Source organism: Gillisella terrae, from assembly GCF_004801395.1.
Taxonomy (GTDB): Bacteria; Pseudomonadota; Alphaproteobacteria; order Rhizobiales; family Rhizobiaceae; genus Allorhizobium; species Allorhizobium terrae.
Genome location: NZ_SSOA01000002.1, coordinates 85,700 through 108,579, shown reverse-complemented (window position 1 = coordinate 108,579; position 22,880 = coordinate 85,700). Strand labels below are relative to the sequence as shown.

Below are 22,880 nucleotides of genomic sequence, written 5' to 3'. Positions count from 1 at the left end.
CTATCTCAGGCTGCTTTACGTTTTTGCAGGTGCAACGTTGCAGCTTCGGCCAATCATGACGATGGGAATTCTCAGTGCGCGGGCCGCGATAATCTTGCCATAACCCGCATCACCGCCAGAGTTGCGCGCCACCACGTGGGTGATATTGAAGCTCTCTAGCATCTGCTTTTCTTTGGTCCAATCAGCCTGCGCCTTGCCCAAAATAATGTGAGCATCTGCAAACCCCGGATCATGCACTGGCGCATCGACCATGCGCAGAGCAAAGTGACAGTCTTTGCGGTGGGAAAACGCCTCAATATACTGCCTGCCAAGTGCTAAAAATACCCTCGCATTTTCCGGCAGCACCTTCACTGCTTGCTCCAGCGTATCAACGTTGATCCACATATCGTCTGGATGCTGTTGCCACATCGGCCGTGTCATGACATGCAGGGGAATGCCGGTTTGCTGACAGGCCGCTGCGGCATTGGCAGATATGGTTCTGGCAAACGGATGGGTGGCATCATAAACGCGGGTGATGCTTTCGGCTCTCAGATAACCAACCAAGCCGTCAACACCGCCAAATCCGCCGATGCGCACGAGGCCGGGCAGGGGCTCGGGAGATGCAGTGCGCCCCGCCAGCGAGGTGATGACCTCGGCTTCACCTGCCTGCGTCAATGTGGCAGCAAGGCTGGCGGCTTCGGCTGTCCCGCCCAGAATAAGATATCTCTCAACACGCCCGGGCAAGGATTTCGCCCTTTCGGTCGGTTATGATGATATCCACTGAAATGTCGGCATCACGCAGCGTAGCACGTGCTGTGTTTAAGGCGCGTTCCGCAATAGGTTTGGCGATATCGAATCCGATTTCTTTTGATATTTCAAGGATTTCAAGTGCTGTATTTGCATTTTGAATTTGATTTATAATGTTTTCATTTAAGTATTCATCATAAACTATTGATTTCATAAATAAATTATCAATTTGACTTCGTGATGAGTGCAGATCCAGCGCCCCTTGGGCAAGCTTGCTCATTTTCGCAAACCCTCCCGCTATTGTAAGCCGCTCCACGGGGTGTAGGCGTAAATATTTCAACAGTCCGCCAGCAAAATCCCCCATATCCAGCAGGGCTTGATCGGGCAGATTATAAAGCTTTTGCGCGGTCTTTTCCGAGGTTGAGCCGGTTGCGCCCAGCACGTGTTTTAGGCCCATGGCGCGCGCCACATCAATGCCACGGTGGATGGAGTGAATCCATGCAGCACAAGAAAACGGATGGACAATGCCGGTGGTGCCCAGAACGGAAAGGCCACCGACGATGCCAAGACGCGGGTTCCATGTCTTTTGCGCCATCTCCTGTCCGCCGGGAATGGAAATGGTGATTTCGACATCAGCCGCCAAACTGTTGGCGGCCATGAGCGCTTCGACTTCACTCACCATCATGGCGCGTGGCACTGGATTGATGGCGGGTTCGCCAATGGCCAAAGGCAGACCCGGCTTGGTCACTGTGCCAACGCCATCGCCCGCTTTGAACTGGATGCCATGCCCGGTCGGCAGCAGGCGCACGTGCGAAATAACCGTGGCACCATGGGTAACATCCGGGTCATCACCGGCGTCCTTGATAATGCCCGCCTTGGCCCAGCCTTCTCCGCTGGCTTCCAGCGCCAGCGCAAAGGCAGGTTCCTGCCCACCCGGCAGATGTATGCTGACCGGGTCCGGGAAGGTGCCAGTCAGCAGAGCCGTCAGCGCTGCCTTGGTGGATGCCGTTGCGCAGGCACCTGTGGTCCAGCCAGTGCGAAGCGGCCCTTGAGGCTTTCGCGGGGCTTTGGAATCGTGCTTGTCAATCGTGCTTGTCATGGGCTGCGCCGGATCAATCATAGCCCTTTATAATCAATGAGTGATGTCGGGGGAAGGTGGGGCTCGCGATTGCATTTTTGACCATGGCAGCATAGAGCTGGAACCATGACAGATGATCTCTTTCAGCAATTGCCAGAGCTTGAGCAGGGGCACGTGTGGCTGGTGGGTGCAGGCCCCGGTGATCCGGGTCTTTTGACACTGCTTGCCGCGCACGCGCTCAGACAGGCGGATGTGATTGTGCATGATGCTTTGGTGGATGCTGCCTGCCTCTCTCTTGCAAGGCCAAAGGCCGCGCTGGAGCTTGCGGGCAAGCGCGGCGGCAAGCCCTCTGCCAAACAGCATGATATTTCAATGCGTCTGGTGGAGCTGGCGCGGGAAGGCAAAAGGGTTCTGCGGCTCAAGGGCGGCGATCCCTTTGTGTTTGGTCGCGGTGGCGAAGAAGCGCTGACGCTGGTTGAGAATGGAATTCCCTTTCGCATCGTGCCCGGTGTCACGGCAGGCATTGGCGGTTTGGCCTATGCCGGTATTCCGGTGACGCACCGCGATGCCAATTATGCCGTGACATTTTTGACTGGCCATGATGCAACGGGCGCAGTGCCGAAGCAGATCGACTGGCAAGCGATTGCCAAGGGTGCGCCGGTGATTGTGATGTATATGGCCATGAAGCATATTGGCTTTATCACCAAGCAGTTGATAGCCGCAGGCAGAAGCCATGATGAGCCTTTGGCGTTTGTTTGCAATGCCTCAACCCAAAAGCAGCGGGTGGTGGAAACCACCTTGGGCGAAGCGGAGTCGGTCTTGCGCGATCAGTCCGTCGAGCCTCCGGCCATTGTTGTGGTTGGCGAGGTGGTGCGCCTGAGGGCTTCACTGGATTGGCTGGGCGCGCTATCTGGCCGTGTTTTGCAAACCGATCCTTTTGCCAAGAGCAAGCAAGGAGTGAGCCGATGAGTGGACTTTTGATCGCCGCGCCCTCCTCGGGCTCAGGCAAAACCACCATCACGCTTGGATTGTTGCGGGCACTGAAACAGGCCGGTCGGGCACTGGCTCCCGGCAAGGCGGGACCGGATTACATCGACCCCGCTTTTCATGTCGCTGCAAGCGGAGAAACCTGCCTCAATTTTGACCCATGGGCCATGCGCGAGGAATTGATTGTCGCCAACGCCGCCCTGCATCGCAGTGGTGGGCGCAAGCTGGTGATTGAGGCAATGATGGGCTTGTTTGATGGGGCCGCAGATGGCACCGGCTCTGCCGCAGATCTTGCCAGTATGCTTGATCTGTCTGTGGTGCTGGTGGTCGATTGCGCCAAAACTTCCCATTCTGTTGCGGCGCTGGTCAAAGGATTTGCCGATTTTCGCCCCGGCGTGCTGGTGGTCGGCACCATTCTCAATCGCGTCGGCAGCGATCGGCATGAAGCAATGCTGCGGCAGGCGCTGGATGATATTCGCATGCCCGTGCTGGGTGTTATTCGCACAGATACCACACTTGCATTGCCTGAGCGCCATCTGGGGCTGGTTCAGGCGGCTGAAAATGCCGATCTCGATGGCTTCATTGATCGCGCTGCTCAGGTGGTGGCCAAGGGCTGCGATCTGGATGCCATTGTTCGGGCTGCAACGCGCAGTCCTGATCGGGAATCCACTGCCAATATTGACCGGTTGCGGCCTCTTGGGGCAAAAATTGCCGTGGCGCGCGATCGGGCATTTGCCTTTTGTTATGATCACATGTTGCTTGGCTGGCGGCGGCGCGGCGCTGAGATTTCGTTTTTCTCACCGCTCAATGACGAGGCCCCGGCACGGGACGCAGACGCAATTTATCTGCCGGGTGGCTATCCTGAACTGCATGCTGGAGCGCTTGCCCACGCTTTGCAATTTCGTCAAGGCATGCTGGAAGCGGCCGGGCGCGGCGTGAAGATTTTTGGCGAATGCGGTGGTTATATGGTGCTGGGCGATGCCTTGACCGATGCGCAAGGCGTTGATCACGCCATGCTCGGCCTTCTGCCGCTCAACACCAGCTTTGCCGAGCGCAAACGCCATCTCGGCTATCGCAGACTCAAACCGCTTGCCACGGACTTTTTCACACAAACCATGACCGGACATGAGTTTCACTATTCGACCGCCACATTTGAAGGGGATGCTGACCGGCTGTTTGAAGCGCAGGATGCCTTGGGCAATAGTCTGGGCAGTGTTGGGCTTCGCCGTGGCATGATTGCCGGCTCTTACATGCATATCATTGATATTGCGGGTGAGGGCGCGTGATGGCGGGTGCTATTAAACATGGCGGCGGTTTGGCGGCAGCCTCTGCCCGCTATGGTGGACGCATAAGCGACTGGCTGGACCTTTCCACGGGCATCAACCCGTGTCCGCCCGCTTTGCCCGCCCTTGAGCCAAGGGTTTGGCACCGCTTGCCGGATCGTGAGCTTGAGGAGGATGCGCAGGCAGCTGCGCGCGATTTTTATGGCAGCGGCAAAATCCTGCCTTTGGCTGTGCCGGGCACACAATCCGCCATTCAGCTTTTGACAAGGCTGTTAAAGCGCGGCAAGCGCGCCGCTATTTTATCGCCTACCTATGGCGAATATGGCCGCAGTTTTGCGCTCAATGCCATTCCGGTCGATCGCATCAACAGTTTGGATGACATCAGCCAAGACCATGGCCTGGTTGTGGTCGTCAATCCCAACAATCCAACCGGCCGGGTGTTTGAGCCGTCCGTGTTGATTGAGTTGGCGATGATCTTGCGAAACTGGGGCGGAGTGCTGGTGGTGGATGAAGCCTTTGGCGATTGCCAGCCTGCGCTTTCTCTCGCGCCGGCAGTTGAACAGCACGATAATCTTGTGATCTTCCGCTCCTTTGGCAAGTTTTTTGGCATGGCCGGAGTGCGCCTTGGGTTTGTGATCGCGGGGGATGCAATATCGCAAATCTTCACCGACGGGCTCGGCCCCTGGGCCGTGTCTGGACCGGCGCTGGCGGTTGCTTCCCATTTGTTGCGGGGCGATGCGGATGTGATCCGCCAACAGATTGCCCATCGAAGTGCTGCTCTTCAGCGGATTTTAGCGGGGGCCGGTTTAAAGATTGCAGGCAGTACGCCGCTGTTTTCTTTGGTCGAGCATGCGCAGGCGTCAGAGCTGCATGACCATTTTTGCCAAGATCACATCCTGACCCGGATTTTTGATTATAATTCCCATTGGCTTCGCGTTGGCCTCTCCCCTGATGACGGTGGTGATCGGCGGTTGGCGGCATCCCTCAAAAAATGGATGGCCAAAAGCGGAGCGCAGCCTTGATGGAGTATCAGCTGCTTGTGTTGGGGCTGGCGCTTGTGCTGGATCGTTTGGTTGGAGACCCGCCTTGGCTGTGGTCGCGCCTGCCGCATCCGGTTGTTGTGTTTGGGGCAGGAATTTCCTTCTTCGATCGCTTGCTGAACCGCCCATCGCGGCCTGCCACGTCCCGTCGTGTTTTTGGAGCACTCTCGATTGTGCTGCTGCTGCTGATCAGCGTGGCGGTCGGTGCGCTTTTACATTACGTTTTCATGGCGCTTGGCCCTCTGGGGGCCGCCCTCGAAGTGGTGGTGACGGCGGTGTTTCTGGCGCAGAAAAGCTTGCTCGACCATGTGCGTGCGGTGGCAAATGGTTTGCGCTGCAACGGGCTTGAGGGCGGGCGAAAAGCTGTGTCGATGATTGTGGGTCGAGACCCCTCCACCTTGGATGAGGCAGGGGTGAGCCGTGCTGCCTTGGAGAGTCTGTCGGAAAACTTCGCCGATGGCGTGGTGGCCCCGGCCTTTTGGTATGCCGTGCTCGGCCTTCCCGGCCTGCTGGCTTATAAAATGCTGAATACGGCCGATTCAATGATTGGTCATAAATCAGAAAAATACCTGCATTTCGGCTGGGTCGCAGCCCGGCTGGATGATGTGGCCAATTGGCCTGCGGCAAGACTGTCCGGTTTTTTGATTGCGGGCGGTGCGTGGTTGATGGCTGGCGGCCATGCCGCAAGCCGCTGTATCAACGTGATGATGCGCGATCATGGTCTGCATCGCTCACCCAACTCTGGCTGGCCCGAAGCCGCAGCGGCAGGCGCTCTGGATGTGGCCTTGGCTGGCCCGCGGGTCTATGGCGGCGAAAGGGTGAGTGAGCCGATGATGAATGCAGCCGGGCGGCGCAAGATTGGCGCATCTGACATCCTGAGCGGCATTGCTTTGATGGACCGTGCGTGGTGGGTCGGACTTGCTCTCGTTGCCCTTTGTTCCAGCGTGAATTTTATTGGCTGAAGAGCCTGTATTCTGTTGGATGTTGCTCTATCTATCCGCAGGTACCATGAATTTTCATGAACCCACTCCCGCCGGCATGTTTTTTCCGGTTATACCATTTTCTATCAATGAGTTTTGGATATGGCTGTGGTGATCAACTATCCTCCGATTCTCAAAGACCGGGAGCCAAGCCATGACCGATATTGATGAGCAGGTAAGGCCCGGACATCTGCGCAGTGCGGAACCTGACGATATTTATGATGAGGATGGTTCCATCCGCAGCGATTTCCTGACGCTCGTCGGAGCGGCCATTGCTGACCGCGATGTGCTGTTTTTGCGCGAGAATGTCGCCTCGCTGCATGAATCAGAGCTTGGCCATCTGATCGAAGCAATCCATCCCGATCAGCGCTTGCCGATGATCACCCTGCTGGGTGACGACTTCGACATGACGGCGCTGACGGAGGTGGATGAATCCATCCGTATGCAGATCGTCGATCAAATGCCCAATGAGCAGATTGCGGCAGCGATTGGCGAGATCGATTCGGACGATGCGGTCTACATTCTTGAAGACCTCGATCAGGAAGATCGCGACGAAATTCTGGCCCAGCTGCCGTTTACAGAGCGGGTGCGATTGCGCCGGGCTCTGGATTACCCGGAAAGCTCGGCTGGTCGTCGTATGCAGACGGAGTTTGTGGCTGTGCCGCCTTTTTGGACGGTGGGCCAAACCATTGACTACATGCGCGACGAAGAGGAATTGCCCGAAAGCTTCACTCAGATTTTCGTCATCGATCCCACGTTCAAACTGCTGGGCGTGGTCAATCTTGATCGTATCCTGCGCACCAAGCGCATGGAGAAGATTGAAGGCATTATGCGCGACACAAACCACCCGATTCCGGCCGAAATGGACCAGGAAGAGGCGGCGCAGGTGTTTGAGCAATATGACTTGCTGTCTGCCGCTGTGGTGGATGAGAGTGGTCGTCTGGTCGGCGTTCTGACCATTGATGACGTGGTTGACGTTATTCAGGAAGAAGCCGAAGAAGACTTGATGCGCCTTGGCGGGGTGGGTGACGAAGAACTGTCGGACAGCATTCCGGAAATTTCGCGGTCTCGCGTCTCATGGCTGGCGGTGAATTTGGTGACGGCGATTTTGGCGGCTTCCGTCATCTCGCTGTTTTCGGCAACCATTGAACAGATCGTGGCCTTGGCCGTTCTTATGCCGATTGTGGCAGGCATGGGGGGCAATGCCGGTTCGCAAACCATGACCGTGACCGTGCGTGCGCTCGCCACCCGCAATCTCGACATTCACAATGCATGGCGTGTTGTGCGTCGTGAAGCCGGTGTGGGGCTGATTAATGGTGTGGTTTTTGGGCTGCTGATTGGTCTGTTTGCCGGTTTTTGGTTCCATGATGTCAATATTGGCGGTATTATTGCCGCAGCAATGCTGATCAACATGATGGCCGCAGCCATTGCAGGCATCCTTATTCCTCTGTTGCTGGATAAAATAGGGGCCGACCCGGCTGTGTCCTCTGCGGTGTTTGTAACAACGGTCACGGATATTACCGGCTTTTTCTCGTTTCTTGGCCTCGCCAGCTGGTGGTTTTCGATATAACGCCACCAAACTATTGCGTTACTGCATAATTCCTTAAATCGGAATCGATTTAAGGAGAAAGTTATGCAGCAAGTTTATAGCGCTACGGCATCAGGTGTCTTTCGAACCGATGCAATGAAAAAATTGACTTTTACGTCAAAGTTAATATCATTGCGGTCCGACGGATACGGAATCTTATGGCCTTGAAGAAATATTACAGCATCACCGAGTTAACGCGCGAGTTTGGCGTTTCCACGCGAACCCTGCGTTTTTACGAAGACGAAGGCTTGCTTCAGCCCGAACGCAAGGGCCGTACCCGTGTTTATCGTGGGGCTGACCGCCACATGCTGAAAGAGATTTTGCGCGCTCGCCGCATTGGTTTTACCGTCGCCGAAATCCGGGAGATCATTCAGGTTTATAAACAGCCACCCGGCGAGATTGGTCAGCTGAAACTGATGATGGCGCGTATCGATGAAAAGCGTGACGAGCTGCGCCAAAAACGCAAGGATATCGACGAGACCCTTGCAGAACTGGATCAGGCTGAAGAAGCCTGCCTGACCCGATTGGTGGAAATTGGTGTCGGCTCATAACTGACCCGACACCGTTTTGAAATTTAAATCCATCGCCGTGTGCGTTGGCAATAGCGCTCAAAATCCACCCCAAAACGCACCAGCTGGTGCAATTCTTCGTAGCGAATGGCAATGAGCGTTGTCAGAAGAGCGGCAATGGGGGCCGCAATCATCAGCCAGCCATTGCCCAGCATCAAGCCACATGCCACCATCAGAAGCGTATAGCCGAGATAGATGGGATTGCGGCTGTATCGATAAGGCCCATCTGTGATCAGCGGGCGTCTGGATTGATGCAGGCTCAGCGATGTATAATGCAACATCAGTGTATGGATTGCCCAAACATTGAAGGCAATCGCGCCGGTGGCAATCATTGCACCGGCTGTCAAAGCAATTGTCCCCTTTGGATCAATCAGAGGGGCAATCGCAACATAATCATCAAGCAACAAGGCAGTAACACAGGCACCGATATACAGAAGCGGCGGCCATGGGTATTTTAGCGGCTTCATACGGTAGTTCATGTGAGGACCCTTTATTGGCTGGCGATCGTACATTCCCGTGCCAGCTTCAGGACCCTTTCATCTTGCGTTGCTATGATTGCGCCAGACTGGAGTGGTTGCAGCAGCTTTTGGTCTTGCAATTTCCCCAATGTGCAGCCGCAAAACTGCGTGCAAAAATTCGCAGCACTGCCGCCCGCCACGCAAGATTGCTGACAGCTGCGGCTATATTCCGCCGCCCGATCCGGTGGTGGAGGCGGCGCCAGAAGCGATGCCAGATAGACCAGTGCAATCAAGACTGGTTGATGGATGAGGTAAAACGCCATGCTGTGACGCCCGGCCAGTGACAGAATGCGCGGCCCGGCGGGAACCGTCGCCAATCGCTGAAGCAAACCGAATTTATCTGCAATCTGTGCCGCGGCAATTCCGGCGAGGACAGCCGCAAACCAAGGAAACAGCGGCACATAGTCGTTTGAGCGGGGCAGATTTTCAGACAAGCCAAGCCACCAGAACATCGCATGGTCAAATACTGGCGAGCGGGCGTAGGCGGGAAGGACAAACGACAACACCGCCACCACGAGGGTCAACGCGGCAGGCAATCGCAAAAACGGCAGTGCAAACACGCTCATCAGCGCAATGCCGTGCAAAATACCAAAGAAGATCCAGCCGTCGCCCATGACGAAATAGGTAACGATGGAGATTAAAACTGCTGCTGCTGCGATTTGTCCCAGACGCTTGCCAAATGCTTGCCAGCGGATACCGTGACCATGGGCGAGAAACAGGCTGAAGCCGACGAGAAACAGGAATGTCGAGGCAATGCAGCGCGCATAGAGCCTCCAGGGGCCGGTGACCGCTGTGCCCTGTTCGATATAGCCGAAAAACTCCAGATCCCAGGTGAAGTGATAGGATGCCATGGCCAGCAGAGCAAGGCCGCGCAAACCATCCAGCATTCCAATGCGGATTGTTGCTTTCCCCGGTTGCGTCGAAGTGGTTTGAACGCCCACGATATTTCCTTCATGCTGGATCGACGATTACAGCACCGTGCGCCATATATGGCGCACGGTGCTGTAGCACTTTAAAACTGCTGCATAATTTTCTCCTTAAATCGATTCCGATTTAAGGAATTATGCAGTAAAAATGCAGCAAGCCTTATCTGAAAGCTATTGTTGCACCTGTTTGCCTGCGGAACTCCTAATCAGATTCCCGCGTCAGGAGCTATGCGGCAGCGTAGATGCCTGTTTGGCAGAGCCTTGAAACTCGTCTTTTTCATGGCTTTCAACGCCAATTTCTGCGCCATCCAGCTCGGTTTGTGCCATCACAGCCAGACGGGCACTGGAAAAGAACTGGCGATGGACCAGCACCGAAAAAATGAAGACTGTCATGACCATAAACATATAGGCATTCAGGAACCAGCCGAGATAGCCGATGGACATGAAAATTGCCCGCAATCCCGCATTGAAATTCATGCCCGCAATGATGTTGATGGCAATGACGGCTTCGGCATCACGCTTGGTACGTTCTGGATTGCGGCGTGCTTCTTCGGCCATGGGCAAGCATCCAAACAGGATGGTGCAATAATTGAACAGGCGATAGGACCAGCCAAATTTGAAAAACGAATAGCCCAAAATGGCGATAAGGCCGCAGACCTTGAATTCAAACGCCACGCGTCCACCAACCCCCACAAAGGGCAGGTCGCGCAACACGGCGTCAACTTCGTCAGTTGCGCCCAGCATGGCAAAGCAACCGCCCATGGCAATAATGGAGGTGGATGCAAAGAACGCCGTTCCATTTTGCAATCCGGCCATAATTTGCGTATCGATCATGCGAAGGTCGCGTTTGATTGCATTGTAAATCCACATGCGACGGCGCATGGACATCACTTTGGTCAGACTTGGCCGCGGCAGAGCGATGCGGCCACTGGTAAGTGAAGCAAACAGCAACCAGCTCGCGCCAAACAGCACCAGAGCGCAATAATCCAGATTGGTCATGGGTGTTTGCGCCTCTCTCGTCAAAAATTAACTGTTTTGCTTTATCAAGCCAGTGATATGCGGCTTTTGTGAAAAACAATAGCGGTTAACTGTTGAGAAAGCGTATTCGATATTCTATGCCTATGGTTGAGCCTTTCGGGGGAAGGTGCTCAACCTTACCGCTTGTAGGTGGGCTTACTCATTTCTCGGCGGGGGACGACAGCGCGGCTTGATAAAAGCCGCGCTGTTTTTATTGATAGGGATGTCGCAGCGGATTGAGCTTATGTCGATCCTTCATCATGAAAATGGCTGACTGTCCTTTACACTTGCCCTGAAATTGGGCTTTCCCTACCCATTCGCCCAGGCACGAACCACACGCCCGCACCGGGCTGCTTCAAAAAGGCCATCCATGTTTCTCTCCGTGTTTGACGTCTTCAAGATTGGTATTGGACCTTCCAGCTCTCACACAATGGGGCCTATGTCCGCCGCATTGCGCTTTCTCGATCTGATTCTTTCCAATGAATGGCCCCGCCCGGCAGGTGCCGAAGTGGCCGGTTTGAAAGTCAGTCTGCATGGCTCTCTCGCCTACACGGGTGTTGGTCACGGCACAGACCGTGCTGTCATTATTGGCTTGACCGGCGAAGCTCCGCACAAGGTCGATCCTGATCGCATGGACGACATTGTGTCCGCGGTGCAAAGCAGCGGTAAAATCTGTCCTCCAGGTCATCCCGTCTATGATTTTCAACCAAGCACCGATCTGGTGATGGATAAGAAGACGCCTTTGCCGGGGCATGCCAATGGCATGCGCTTTTCGGCTTATGACAAGCAGGGACGGTTGCTGCTGACCGCGATTTATTATTCGATCGGTGGTGGTTTTGTGGTGACGGATACCGAGCTGGCAGGCATGCAAAATGCCAAGAAAGCAGCCCCGAGCGGAACAAAAGTGCCTTACCCCTTTTCCAGTGCGCGGCAAATGCTGGCAATGGCGCAATCCTCGGGCTTGACCATTGCCCAGATGAAGCGCGCCAATGAAGAAGTGACCATGAGCCGGGAAGAGCTTGATGCTGGCCTTGATCGTCTTTGGGACGCGATGAGCGGATGCATCGATCGTGGTTTACGTGTAGAGGGAACTTTGCCGGGAGGGCTTAAGGTCAAGCGGCGCGCAAAGGCCATTCATGATAAGCTTCAGGACGAATGGCGATCCAATCGCCTCAATCCGCTTTTGGCCAATGACTGGTTATCGGTCTATGCCATGGCCGTGAATGAAGAAAACGCTGCCGGGGGCAGGGTGGTAACTGCGCCCACCAATGGTGCGGCAGGTGTGATGCCAGCCACCATTCGTTATTACAAGCATTTTCATCCTGATGCGGATCAGGAAGGCGTGCGCGATTATTTGCTGACGGCCGCTGCTATTGGTGGAATTATCAAGCACAACGCCTCCATTTCAGGTGCCGAAGTTGGCTGTCAGGGCGAGGTTGGCTCGGCGGCGGCCATGGCGGCCGCCGGTTTGGCGGCCGTGATGGGCGGCAGCCCCGAACAGATTGAAAATGCCGCTGAAATTGCCTTGGAACATCATCTCGGCATGACCTGCGATCCCGTGGCTGGTCTCGTGCAGGTGCCCTGTATTGAGCGCAACGCCCTTGGAGCCGTCAAAGCGGTCACGGCGGCATCCTTGGCCATCAAGGGAGACGGCAACCATTTTGTGCCTTTGGATGCCTGCATTGAAACCATGCGCCAGACGGGCAATGACATGAGCGAGAAATATAAAGAAACCTCGCTGGGCGGTCTGGCGGTCAATGTGGTGGAATGCTGATATAAAAAAGGGCCGGGGTGATGTTGATCGCCCCGGCCCTTAACTTTCTTAGCGCATTTATTGTGGAGCGTGCGATGAGGCCTCTGCCGCCGCCGCCATACGGCGCTTGGCACGGCGCGACAGGAAGACTGGCACGAGTGCCACGCCGATTGCCATGACCCACAGGACATTGCAGATCGTGCTCTGGAACAGGATTGCGACATCGCCACCGCTGATTGCCAGCGCATTGCGCAGGTTCACTTCCATCACCCGGCCCAGAACAAAGCCAAGAATGATCGGTGCCATATCAAAACCGGCCTTTCGCAACAGCCAGCCTGCCATACCGATTCCAAGCATAAGGAAGATCGAGAACACCGAGGCGTGGGTGGAATAAACACCAACAATCGACAGCACCAGAATGCCGGGCACCAGCAACCAATTGGGCACGGTCAGCACGCGGGCAAAAATATTGACCAATGGCAGGTTCAACGCCAGCAAAATAAAGTTGCCAACAAACAGAGAGGCAACAAGACCGCCGACGATTTCGGGGCGCTCGGTGAGCAGCATCGGGCCGGGCTGAATGTTGTACAGCATCAGCGCGCCCAGCATCACAGCGGTGGTGCCGGAGCCCGGAACACCCAGCGTCAACATCGGCACAAACGCACCGCAAGCTGTGGCATTGTTGGCGGCTTCCGGTGCTGCAAGGCCACGAACGTCGCCCTTACCGAACGTGCCTTCAGTGTCGGAAAGCCGCTTTTCGGTGGTGTAGGAAATTGCACTGGAGACAGATGCGCCTGTGCCCGGCAAAACACCGACAACGAAACCGATGAGCGAGCTTCTCAACGTTGTACCAGTGCATTTTACGATGTCGGTCATCCGAGCCGTCATCCGGCCCAGTTCACGAATAACCGTGAAGCCACGGCCCTGATACTCAAGGATAATCAATGCTTCGGAGATTGAGAAAAGACCAATCACCAGAACAACAAATTCAATACCATCGCCCAGCTCCGCTTCCCCAAAGGTGAAACGATAGGCACCAGACGTTGCGTCCAGACCGACCGTTGCCAGCATCAGGCCGAGCGTGCAGCCAATCAGAGTTTTGACAGGTTGGCTGCCAACCATGGAGCCGAGTGTTGCAAAGGCAAACACCATCAGCACGAAATATTCGGCAGGACCAAAACCAATGGCGAGACCGGCCATCATTGGCGCAAACAGTGCCAAACCAATCGAGCCAAGAATGCCGCCAACGAAAGAAGAAAGACCGGACAGTGCCAGCGCTTCGCCAGCGCGCCCCTGTTTGGCCATCGGGTAACCATCAAGGGCGGTCATGACCGCACCGGCATCACCCGGAACATTGAGGAGAATTGACGAAATACGACCGCCATATTCGGCCCCACAGTAAATGGAGGCCAGCAGAATCATCGTGCTTTCAGCCGGGAGCCCCATTGTGTAGGCGATAGGCAGCAAAAGCGCGATGCCGTTGATGGGGCCAATGGCAGGCAGCGCACCAACCAGCGTACCGATGAAGCAGCCAATAAAACCGATCAGCAGGTTCTGCCCGGTCAGCGCTACGGCAAAACCATGCCAGAGATAATCGAAACTCATGCGAAATTCCTTTCCGGTTCAGGTCTTTGTTCAGCCAAGCCACATGCCGGCAGGCAGATAGACTTCCAGAAGATAGGAGAAAATGACCCACCATAGGGCTGCGTGGCCAACGCCACCAATCAGCGACATTTTAAGAGACGCCCCAAAAATAAGCGCTGTTCCGAAGGTGAGAATGAAAATGGAAACGGCAAAACCCGCTGGCTCAAACAGCAACGCTGTGATGACCATCAGCACCGGAATCGCCAGCACGCGCACCAGCAGCTTTCCCTCGGGGAAGCCTTCGGCACCACCGGGCGATTTGAGATGCAAAAGTGCCAGCAGGCCAAGAATAACGCCAAGAGCAATTGGAAAAACGCGGGGTCCGAGCGGGTCAGACGAGAATGAATATTCGATCACAGAGCCGCCAATGCCATAGGCGACTGCCAAGGCAAGCAAACACAGACCAGACGCGCGACCGATCAGCTTGATAGCGCGGGAAGATGGAGAATGGGTATCTGACATAGTGTCGGCCCCTTGAATGATGAAAATGCGGTGAATGATACGCTCAATGCCTGATTTGACCCAAACAAGGGTCTCTACCGGAATTGATGGTCGGCCTGTTTAGAGTGGCTGTAGGCCACATGTCTTGAAACAGGGCGGCCCCCGCCGCCCTGAAACAAGATGGCGGGGGCTTTACCCTCAAAGTCTTCGGAGGATCATTGAGGTGAGGGTGCGGGCTACGATCGGCACACACAATACTTATAGGCTGCGATTACATGCCCGATTCTTTTGCCAGAACCTTGAACTTCGTCACGTCCGAGTTGACGCGATCTTCAAAGTCCTTGCCGAGCAAGGTGAATTCGAACAGACCGCGCGCTTCACGTTCCTTTGCAAATTCTGGCGTCTTGCTCATTTTTTCAAAGGCCTTGACCCACCAGTTGTAATCGTCGTCGGAAACGTCCTTGCCAACATAATAGCCGCGCCAGACGGGCCAATCGATGTCAAAGCCCTGTTCTTTTGCTGTTGGCACGCCCGACAATTCGCCTGGAAGACGCTCTGGCGACATGACGGCGAGAATGCGGATTTTGCCAGCAACGTGATGCTTGACCATTTCAGCGGCATCACCGGAGCCAACCTTGACGTGACCACCTTCGAGGGCTGTCAAAACCGCGCCGCCGCCTTCAAGGGCAACGTAGCGCATTTTCTTCGGGTCTTGGCCGGCAGCCTTGGCCAGCAGTGAGCCCTTCATCCAGTCTTGCGAACCAACAGCACCGCCGCCAGCAATGGCGAAGCCTGACGGATCGGCTTTGTATGCAGCGACCAGATCGCCCAGCGTCTTATAAGGAGAGTCGGCAGCAACAACGAGCACGCCATAGTCTGCACCGAGCGCACCCAGCCAACGCACTGCGTTTTCGTCATATTTACCGAACTTGCCCTGAGCGAGCAAAAGTGCAGAACCGGACGATGCTGCACTGATCAGATTACCATCTTTGGAGCGCTTGGAAATGACGTGATTATAGGCCACGGCGCCAACGCCACCTTCCATATACGTCACGGCCATCGGCTGCTTAATCTCTTTTGTTTCAAGCAGTGCATTAGCCGCAAGGCGGCATGTCAGATCAAAACCACCACCCGGCTTTGCGCCAGCAAGGCATTCTGGCTTCGTCGGTTCTGCGAACGCGAATGTGCCAGAAAAAGCAGCACAGATTGCGCCTGTCAGCATTGCTTTGGAAATTTTGTTCATCAGGTGTCCTCCCGTTATCGTTCATTATCCGGTTTGGCGCTCTGCCCTCACGCAAAGCGGGCTGCGAAAAAGCAAGCGAAAAATCCCACAACGTGATGGCATCGTCGACCCAAACTGCTTTTCCGGATTTCCTCCCCGGAGCTTTTCAGGCTGGAACGCCTCAATAAGCTCGCCTAACTTACGCCCCAATTCTGTCACCATCCTGTCACGGTGTTTTATCGGGTAATCTCGCTTGATAAGCGTGTCGCGACGTGTAATCTGCCAATCATGCGTATTTTATTGGTTGAAGACACCGTTGATGTGGGCGAGGCAATCTGCCGCCGGTTTCAGACCACCGGCCATACGGTGGACTGGCAAACCAATGGCGCAGAAGCCTCTGATATCCTGTCTTTTACAGACTACGATCTGGTTATCCTGGATGTGATGTTGCCGGGAATGGACGGGTTCTCCGTTTTGCGCAACTTGCGTCAGGCAAAAAACACAGTGCCTGTTCTGGTGCTGACAGCACGATCAGAAATTGATGATCGGGTCAGCGCGCTTGACCTCGGCGCAGACGATTATCTTGTAAAGCCCTTTGATTTCAGAGAATTGGAGGCGAGGGCCCGCGTATTGCTACGCCGTCGAAGCGGGGGCGAAGCCACCAACATCATTGCTTGCGGCGATGTCAGCCTCGATCGCGCCAATCGAAGCGTGAAAGTGGGTAAACGTGAGGTGCAATTGAAGCGCCGCGAAATGACATTGCTGGAGATTCTGGCATCGCGTCCCGGCAAGGTCTTTAGCAAAGACGAATTGCTGGACCAATTGTTTGGCTTTGAAGAGGCCGCAGGAGCCAACGCGGTTGAGCTTTATGTTGGGCGATTGCGCAAAAAACTTGAGGGGGCCGCCGCGCGCATTGTCACCATCCGAGGCGTTGGCTATCAACTGGTGTCAGATGACAGCAATCAATAACGCATCGTTGTTTGCGCGCCTGATGGTGCGCGCCGGTTTTATTGTCCTGCTGGGAGCTGTCTCTCTCGTCAGTGCTGCCTGGCTCTATGCGCACACAGCCGCAGATGATGCCTATGATCGCATTCTGGTTGGTGCGGCACTTCAGATGGTGGAAAGCCTTGTGATCACCGATGGCGATATGAAAATCGCCCTGCCGTCGTCCGCCTTTGAATTGCTCGGGTTGGCGGGCAGGGATCGGATATTTTATCGCGTCATCGGTCCAAACGGTGCGACTTTGACGGGCTACGGTGATCTGCAAAATGATGCCAGCGCTCAAGAAAGTCATTCCGGGCCGGTTTTGCGCGACGGCGAATTTCGCGGTGCGGATGTTCGTATTGTCACGGTGGCGCGCGCCCTTGCTGACGCCGGTAAATCGGGCTGGACCTATATTGTGCTGGCGCAAACCACCGAAGCTCGCCAAGATCTTGTGTCAGAACTAACCACACGGGCAATTTTGCTGGTGGCGGTGATGAGTGGTTTGGCAATGGCCGCAACGGCACTGGCGGCGCGCTACTCTCTCAAGCCTCTGGCCGATCTCGGAACGGCCCTTTCAAGCCGAGATCCGCAGGATCTTACCCCGCTGAGGGTGGATGTTCCGCGCGAGATTTCGCCTTTTGTCTCTTCGATCAATCACTTTATCGTCCGTCTGGATCAGCGGGTCAAACTGCTGCAACGCTATGTGGCCGACAGCGCGCACCAAATTCGAACGCCGTTAACGGCGCTATCGGCGCAAGTGAGCCTGATCAACGAAGACAATTTGCAGCCGGAAGACCGCAGGCATCTGGAGCGCGTGCGCGACCGCGCGGCGGAACTGGGGCGATTTACCAATCAACTGCTCAACCACGCTATGGTCATTCACCGTTTTGATTCGGCGCAACTGTCCCCCATGTCGCTGAATGATGTTGCCCGCAAAGCCTTTCGCGCCTCCGTTCCCATTACCATCGATCCCGACGCCGTCGTGTCATTTGAGGCACCTGATGAGGATTTGACGGTGATGGCCGATATGCTGAGCCTGCGCGAAGCCATTACCAATCTCATTGATAACGCATTGAAACACGGCATGCAGAGCCATCTGGATGTGCGCGTGGCAAGAGCAGGAAATCTGGCGCGAGTGGAAGTTGAAGATGACGGCCCAGGCATTCCACCCGAACTGTGGCCGCAAGTGACGCAGCGTTTTGTTTCCAACAGTTCTGACGGCAAAACATCCGGTCTTGGCTTTGCCATTGCATCCGATGTGGCATCGGCGCTGGGTGGGAGGATTGGCTTTCGACAAAAAAACGAAACGACAGGATTCACAACGTTTCTGGAGCTGCCCATACATAATGTGAGTGCAGAATGAACCGACGATTATCACTCTTGTGTCTCACACTTTGCCTTTCTGCCACCTCGGTTTTTGCCGTTGAAGGCGAGCGAATTGTGTTTCCAGCGCAGAGGCACGAGGAAAGTCGGCTTATTATTCATGCGGCAACGGATTTGGAAGCAATGCGGCCGTTAGTGCTGGATTTCCAACAAATGGAACCCAATACCGCCGTCGAAATAGCCGATTATGTCACCAATGATCTCTTTCGAGAGGCGGTGGTTGCCTGCACCGATGCGTCTCAAACCGCAGACATCCTGCTGTCTTCATCGGTTGATCAGTTGGTGAAGCTGGCCAATGACGGATGCGCGCGTGCTCATCAATCGGTTGAGACCGGATCGGTGCCCGACTGGGCCAATTGGCGAAACGAGGTTTTTGGCTTCACCTTTGAGCCGGCGGTGTTTGTCTACGATGCGCGGCATGTGCCGAAAGAAGATGTGCCCAAAAGCCACGAGGCGCTGGCGGATCTGCTTCGGCGCAAGCCAGGTGAGTATCAAGGGCGTATTGGCACCTATGATATCAACGCCTCCGGCGTCGGTTATTTGCTGGCTTTCAATGACGCTCGCCTTGCGCCCACGGTTTATGGTCGCTTGCTGGAAAGTCTGAGCCGAACGACGGCAGTTATCCGCTGCTGTAACAATGAGGTGCTGGGCGAAATTGCCAACGGCAATATTCGCATTGCCTATAACGTGCTTGGCTCCTACGCCTATGCGGCATATCTCAAGAATCCTGATCTCAAGATCGTCGTTCCACGCGACTATACGTTGATTCTCTCGCGAGGCGCGATGATCCCCTTGCGGGCTGCCAATCCCGATCTGGGGGCGCGTTTTCTAAATTATTTGCTATCTGTCCGTGGACGCAAAACCGCGAGAGACAAGTCATTTTTCTTCGCCAATGGCTTTGATCTTCCGCCCGGTGTGGATGGTCCATTGTCATTGATTGAATCCGGCATCGGCAGGCCGATTCGTATTGGCCCTGCGCTTTTGGCCGCACAAGATGAAGCCCAGCGCCGCCGTTTTATCCGCGATTGGCAAGACCTTATTTTAAGGCGCTAAAGCCCGTTGCAACGAATGCTATTCACTGCGACAGGCTTTACGGCGGCCGGCGAAGAGCAGCGCCATAACCGGGAAAGCCTTTCTGTCATAGAGGTTTATAACAATCCAAGCTCGGCCAGTTCTCGCTTCATATCATCCGGCATGTCATCGATCTGGGCACCGCCAGCCGACAGATCGCGCGGTGCATCTGCCTCCGACAGGTAGCGCCACCCCTGGAACGGTCTGCGCGGTGCAGGGGTGGTTTCAATCACCTCAGGCCCTAAAACCAGCTCGCAACGGTTTATGCCATCACTATCCGTGAAGCTCACGACATCCAATATTTTTTGCCGCGCCGAAACCTGACCCTTGATGATCCAGTAAAGGGAGCCGCCATCCAGCAACTCATCAACCCGCTTGGGCACCATGCGTGTTACATGCGAGCTTTGTGGTGATAGCCCAGCCGCCATCGCCACAAGGGAGCGTTCCGCCACCCAATGTTTCAAATCGTCGATACTTTCCGCACCGACACATAGTTTAATCAAATGAAGCGCCATAGCAGACGAAATATAGTTTTGCGCGCGCCCGTCAAGCCTGCTCGAATGGGAAAGCGCCAGCATTAAACATGATATTAATCCGGCATCAGATCGGAAATCTCGCCATGCGAGACAAGCAATCTTGGATTCGTCATTCCACCGCTCTCTTCATCCACAGTAACCGCGTAGGCGGCTACACCTATGCAGCGGGAGGCCATGGAACTCGCGATTTTCTCTGCCGACGCAACACTGGACGCCTGCCGAATATCTCCAGGAACAATTCCGGCGCGATTTTTTTTAAATTGAACAATAATGATTTTCTCGGCGTCTGACATGGCTTTTCTCTTTCGTTTGTTCCTTTTATGTTCTTGATATGGTGCGGAGTCAAGCAGTTCTGCCGATAAAGCGCATGGCGGAATACCCGAGTGTAGACGAATCTCGCTTCCTTTTGCGGCAGGTCAACGCACGATCTGCAACCCTGTCCACATGCGAGGCACTTCACGTTCTGAAATGTACGTTTACTTAATATGACTTTCCATTTGACGATAATGCGGTCATGTCACTATCAAAGCTCCCGTTGGCTGTCGCTGAACATTGAAGAGAAGAAGAGTGCAAAGCATGGAAAACCCGGTCGCGTTGAATCGCCTTTCCGAAAATACCGTGTTCCGCAAGGGCGACGTTTTCGTTCTTTTTGGAGAATTGTTTGGTCGTGGATATGCGACCGGATTGCTGGAAGAAGCCCGGCGCGCAGGTATGGACATTGTTGGAATCACCGTTGGACGGCGCGACGAAAATAACGTTTTGCGCCCGCTCAATGATCAAGAGCTGGCTGAGGCAGAAGCCCGGCTGGGTGGCAAGATCATCAATGTGCCGCTCATGGCCGGTTTTGACCTTGATGCGCCCGCTGGCACCCCGACCCCAACCGATCTTCTGGCCAATATGACGCTGGAAGGCTGGGAACAGGAGAAGCTGGATTGGGACCACATCGCAAGGTGTCGTGCGATAGGTACGGAGCGTTTTACGTCGGCACTTACTCAGGTCATGAGCGTTCTTGATGGCATGATCGCTGATGGCCGCAATGTGTTTTTTGCGCACACCATGGCTGGCGGCATCCCGAAGGCCAAGGTGTTTCTGGTTTTGGCGAACCGGATCTACAAGGGTCGCGGCTCCCGTCACATGTCGTCGCAGGCGTTGCTTGATAGCGATATGGGCAAACTCATTTTGCAGAATTTTGACGAGGTGTCTGCCAACACCTTCAAGCATCTGATTGATTTCAGCGCAGCTATTCGTGAGCGCGTGCAAGCATCGGGCGGTCAGGTCCGCTACACGGCCTATGGCTATCACGGAACAGCCGTGCTGATTGATGGAAATTATCGTTGGCAGACCTACACCAATTATACGCAGGGCTATGCCAAGATGCGGCTGGAAAATATCGCCAAGCAGGCATGGGCAGACGGCGTAAAAGCTACGGTCTACAACTGCCCGGAAATCCGCACCAATTCCTCGGATGTCTTCACAGGTATCGAGCTGCCCTTGATTCCTTTGCTGCTTGCTTTGAAAAAAGAAAATGGTGGCGAATGGGCCGCCGAGCAGTGGAAGGCTTGCGAGCAACTTCTTGCAGACGGTCACACTCTGGAGGATGTTTTCCTCAAGATCGGCAATATGCAGGCAAGCGCTGTCATGCGTCCGTTCTATGACTTCTCGGCCTGGCCAATGGCCAACAGCCAGGAGCAAGCGGATCTCACCATCGGAACCTCCAACGAGATCACGCAAATGCATCGTGACAACAAGGTGATGATCAGTGATTTGCTGAGTGCTTTGGTGGTCGAGGCAACGGGGCAGTTGATTTTTGCAGAATCATCAAATCCTTCCGCTCCGGTTCAGTGGCTCAACCACGATATCGTTGCACGCAGACTGAACACGTCGCATGCCCAATCTGCAACAAGCGTGACAGGGACAAAATTCTCTGACCTCGAAGTTGCTTGATAGCATAGCAGCCCTGCTGGGATCTGTTTGGTAATCTCTTCGTTTCGTTCTATACGGACGCGAGCTATTTCCGCTTTGACCCCTCATCATTGTCTATGGTGAGGGGTATTGGTGTGCGAGAATGAGAGAAGACGAGACATGACCACCATGGCCGAAAAGCCCGCAAATTCGGGGTTTTCACACTATTCCAATGGCAAGGTGTTTGCTGTTGCGCCTATGATCGACTGGACCGATACATTTTGTCGGAGATTCCATCGACTCCTGACACGCAAAGCGTTGCTCTATACTGAAATGATCGTTGCTGATGCTATTCTTCATGGCAAGCGTGATCGATTGCTGGATTTTGATGCCAGCGAACATCCGCTGGCTTTGCAATTGGGTGGCTCAGACCCGCATAAGCTGGCAGAAGCGGTGCGGATTGCCAACGATTGGGGATATGATGAGCTCAATCTCAATGTCGGCTGTCCGTCTGATCGCGTACAGGCGGGAACCTTTGGTGCGTGTTTGATGCGCGAGCCGGAGACCGTTGAAGCTGGCATACGCGCGATGAAGACAGCGACGACGGTTCCGGTGACGGTAAAATGCCGAATCGGTGTGGATGATCAACAGCCGGAAGAGGTTCTGCCCGATTTTCTCAAGCGGATGATTGGGGCAGGGGCGGATGCAATCTGGATACACGCGCGCAAAGCCTGGCTTAAAGGCCTGAGCCCCAAGGAAAATCGCGAGGTTCCGCCGCTCGACTACGCATTGGTCTATCGCATGCGCGAAGAGAACCCTGACCTATTTATTGGCATCAATGGTGGAATTGCCACGCTGGATGACGCATCGGAGCATCTCAAGCATGTTGATGGCGTCATGCTGGGCCGTGCGGCGTATAATAATGCAACCATTTTAACCGCAGTCGATTCTCATATCTATGGCGGCCCGGAAACGCCAACCGATTGGGATGCAATCCGCGATTCGATGATGGAACAGGCAGCGCGCCATATTGCGCAAGGCGGCAGGCTTGTGCATTTGACGCGGCATATGGTGGGTCTGTTTCAAGGCTTCGCAGGTGCCAGACGGTTTCGCCAGATTTTGTCGGCAGATGGACCTAAGCCCGGTGCGGGGCCAGAGGTTATTGCACAGGCTTTCGCGGCCGTTGATATCCAGTCTGGACTGGTCAGGTCTGCATAATTCAAACAAAAACG

22 protein-coding genes are annotated in these 22,880 nt (G+C 54.9%); 12 read left to right on the top strand and 10 right to left on the bottom strand.

Translation table 11 applies throughout. The annotated features are described in order from the left end of the window. Positions 1-15 precede the first annotated feature (15 nt). Positions 16-723: a cobalt-precorrin-6A reductase gene (locus E6C51_RS04245; protein ID WP_190235153.1), complete on the bottom strand. Its 708-nt coding sequence runs from the start codon at positions 721-723 to the stop codon at positions 16-18. Further along, on the bottom strand, positions 707-1,825 hold the full coding sequence (locus E6C51_RS04240; protein ID WP_190235152.1) for a cobalt-precorrin-5B (C(1))-methyltransferase: 1,119 nt from the start codon (positions 1,823-1,825) through the stop codon (positions 707-709). The genes E6C51_RS04245 and E6C51_RS04240 overlap by 17 nt, the downstream gene beginning before the upstream one ends. 105 nt (positions 1,826-1,930) lie before the next feature. Between E6C51_RS04240 and cobA the strand changes: the two genes are divergently transcribed. The 6 genes from cobA to E6C51_RS04210 all read left to right on the top strand — a co-directional run bounded on the left by cobA (position 1,931) and on the right by E6C51_RS04210 (position 8,233). Then, the gene (gene cobA / locus E6C51_RS04235; RefSeq protein ID WP_190235151.1) at positions 1,931-2,773 is read left to right on the top strand and encodes a uroporphyrinogen-III C-methyltransferase; all 843 of its coding nucleotides are present in this window, start codon (positions 1,931-1,933) and stop codon (positions 2,771-2,773) included. Continuing rightward, positions 2,770-4,077 carry a cobyrinate a,c-diamide synthase gene (locus E6C51_RS04230; protein ID WP_190235150.1) on the top strand — a complete coding sequence of 436 codons (1,308 nt, stop codon included), beginning with the start codon at positions 2,770-2,772 and terminating at the stop codon, positions 4,075-4,077. Before cobA ends, E6C51_RS04230 begins: the two co-directional genes overlap by 4 nt. Continuing rightward, entirely contained in the window at positions 4,077-5,096 is a 1,020-nt protein-coding gene (cobD, locus tag E6C51_RS04225; RefSeq protein WP_190235149.1) for a threonine-phosphate decarboxylase CobD, read from the top strand. Before E6C51_RS04230 ends, cobD begins: the two co-directional genes overlap by 1 nt. Beyond that, positions 5,096-6,076 carry an adenosylcobinamide-phosphate synthase CbiB gene (cbiB, locus tag E6C51_RS04220; RefSeq protein WP_190235473.1) on the top strand — a complete coding sequence of 327 codons (981 nt, stop codon included), beginning with the start codon at positions 5,096-5,098 and terminating at the stop codon, positions 6,074-6,076. Before cobD ends, cbiB begins: the two co-directional genes overlap by 1 nt. A 172-nt stretch (positions 6,077-6,248) precedes the next feature. Continuing rightward, on the top strand, positions 6,249-7,664 hold the full coding sequence (mgtE, locus tag E6C51_RS04215) for a magnesium transporter (RefSeq protein WP_146929774.1): 1,416 nt from the start codon (positions 6,249-6,251) through the stop codon (positions 7,662-7,664). Positions 7,665-7,840: 176 nt separating this feature from the next. Next, entirely contained in the window at positions 7,841-8,233 is a 393-nt protein-coding gene (locus E6C51_RS04210; protein WP_186827641.1) for a MerR family transcriptional regulator, read from the top strand. Between the two features lie 23 nt (positions 8,234-8,256). Here the strand turns inward: E6C51_RS04210 and E6C51_RS04205 are convergent, their stop codons facing one another. The 3 genes from E6C51_RS04205 to E6C51_RS04195 form a co-directional block, all read right to left on the bottom strand. Continuing rightward, positions 8,257-8,730, bottom strand: coding sequence for a methyltransferase family protein (locus E6C51_RS04205; protein WP_146929778.1), 474 nt, complete (start codon positions 8,728-8,730; stop codon positions 8,257-8,259). Positions 8,731-8,741: 11 nt separating this feature from the next. Beyond that, the gene (locus E6C51_RS04200) at positions 8,742-9,710 is read right to left on the bottom strand and encodes a DUF1624 domain-containing protein (protein ID WP_407920769.1); all 969 of its coding nucleotides are present in this window, start codon (positions 9,708-9,710) and stop codon (positions 8,742-8,744) included. Positions 9,711-9,914: 204 nt separating this feature from the next. Continuing rightward, positions 9,915-10,694, bottom strand: a complete 780-nt coding sequence (locus E6C51_RS04195) for a DUF599 domain-containing protein (RefSeq protein WP_190235148.1) — start codon at positions 10,692-10,694, stop codon at positions 9,915-9,917. Between the two features lie 388 nt (positions 10,695-11,082). Here E6C51_RS04195 and E6C51_RS04190 point away from each other — a divergent pair, with 388 nt between their 5' ends. Further along, a complete protein-coding gene (locus tag E6C51_RS04190) occupies positions 11,083-12,486 on the top strand; it encodes an L-serine ammonia-lyase (RefSeq protein WP_190235147.1) in 1,404 nt (467 codons plus the stop codon). A gap of 57 nt (positions 12,487-12,543) precedes the next feature. Here E6C51_RS04190 and E6C51_RS04185 read toward each other — a convergent pair whose 3' ends face one another. The 3 genes from E6C51_RS04185 to E6C51_RS04175 form a co-directional block, all read right to left on the bottom strand. Beyond that, positions 12,544-14,070 carry a tripartite tricarboxylate transporter permease gene (locus E6C51_RS04185; RefSeq protein WP_190235146.1) on the bottom strand — a complete coding sequence of 509 codons (1,527 nt, stop codon included), beginning with the start codon at positions 14,068-14,070 and terminating at the stop codon, positions 12,544-12,546. Between the two features lie 30 nt (positions 14,071-14,100). Then, positions 14,101-14,571 carry a tripartite tricarboxylate transporter TctB family protein gene (locus E6C51_RS04180; RefSeq protein ID WP_190235145.1) on the bottom strand — a complete coding sequence of 157 codons (471 nt, stop codon included), beginning with the start codon at positions 14,569-14,571 and terminating at the stop codon, positions 14,101-14,103. A gap of 250 nt (positions 14,572-14,821) precedes the next feature. Next, positions 14,822-15,793, bottom strand: coding sequence for a Bug family tripartite tricarboxylate transporter substrate binding protein (locus E6C51_RS04175; protein ID WP_230987058.1), 972 nt, complete (start codon positions 15,791-15,793; stop codon positions 14,822-14,824). A gap of 267 nt (positions 15,794-16,060) precedes the next feature. Between E6C51_RS04175 and E6C51_RS04170 the strand changes: the two genes are divergently transcribed. The 3 genes from E6C51_RS04170 (at position 16,061) to E6C51_RS04160 (ending at position 19,192) form a co-directional block, all read left to right on the top strand. Next, complete coding sequence (locus E6C51_RS04170; RefSeq protein ID WP_146929796.1) at positions 16,061-16,741, top strand: response regulator transcription factor; 681 nt, start codon at positions 16,061-16,063, stop codon at positions 16,739-16,741. Next, on the top strand, positions 16,725-18,119 hold the full coding sequence (locus tag E6C51_RS04165; protein ID WP_190235144.1) for a sensor histidine kinase: 1,395 nt from the start codon (positions 16,725-16,727) through the stop codon (positions 18,117-18,119). Before E6C51_RS04170 ends, E6C51_RS04165 begins: the two co-directional genes overlap by 17 nt. A gap of 173 nt (positions 18,120-18,292) precedes the next feature. Continuing rightward, complete coding sequence (locus E6C51_RS04160) at positions 18,293-19,192, top strand: ABC transporter substrate-binding protein (RefSeq protein ID WP_230987057.1); 900 nt, start codon at positions 18,293-18,295, stop codon at positions 19,190-19,192. A 95-nt stretch (positions 19,193-19,287) separates the two neighbouring features. Here E6C51_RS04160 and E6C51_RS04155 read toward each other — a convergent pair whose 3' ends face one another. Together E6C51_RS04155 and E6C51_RS04150 are read right to left on the bottom strand one after the other, a co-directional pair. Beyond that, positions 19,288-19,725, bottom strand: a complete 438-nt coding sequence (locus E6C51_RS04155) for a DUF1489 family protein (RefSeq protein WP_146929805.1) — start codon at positions 19,723-19,725, stop codon at positions 19,288-19,290. A 74-nt stretch (positions 19,726-19,799) separates the two neighbouring features. Continuing rightward, positions 19,800-20,039, bottom strand: a complete 240-nt coding sequence (locus tag E6C51_RS04150; protein WP_146929808.1) for a hypothetical protein — start codon at positions 20,037-20,039, stop codon at positions 19,800-19,802. Between the two features lie 283 nt (positions 20,040-20,322). On the opposite strand from E6C51_RS04150, the gene E6C51_RS04145 reads away from it, so the two are divergent. Both E6C51_RS04145 and dusA read left to right on the top strand, forming a co-directional pair. After that, complete coding sequence (locus tag E6C51_RS04145) at positions 20,323-21,690, top strand: enoyl ACP reductase FabMG family protein (RefSeq protein WP_190235142.1); 1,368 nt, start codon at positions 20,323-20,325, stop codon at positions 21,688-21,690. A gap of 147 nt (positions 21,691-21,837) precedes the next feature. Continuing rightward, positions 21,838-22,866 (top strand): tRNA dihydrouridine(20/20a) synthase DusA, encoded by a 1,029-nt coding sequence (gene dusA, locus E6C51_RS04140; RefSeq protein WP_407920776.1) that lies wholly within the window; start codon positions 21,838-21,840, stop codon positions 22,864-22,866. Positions 22,867-22,880 lie beyond the last annotated feature (14 nt).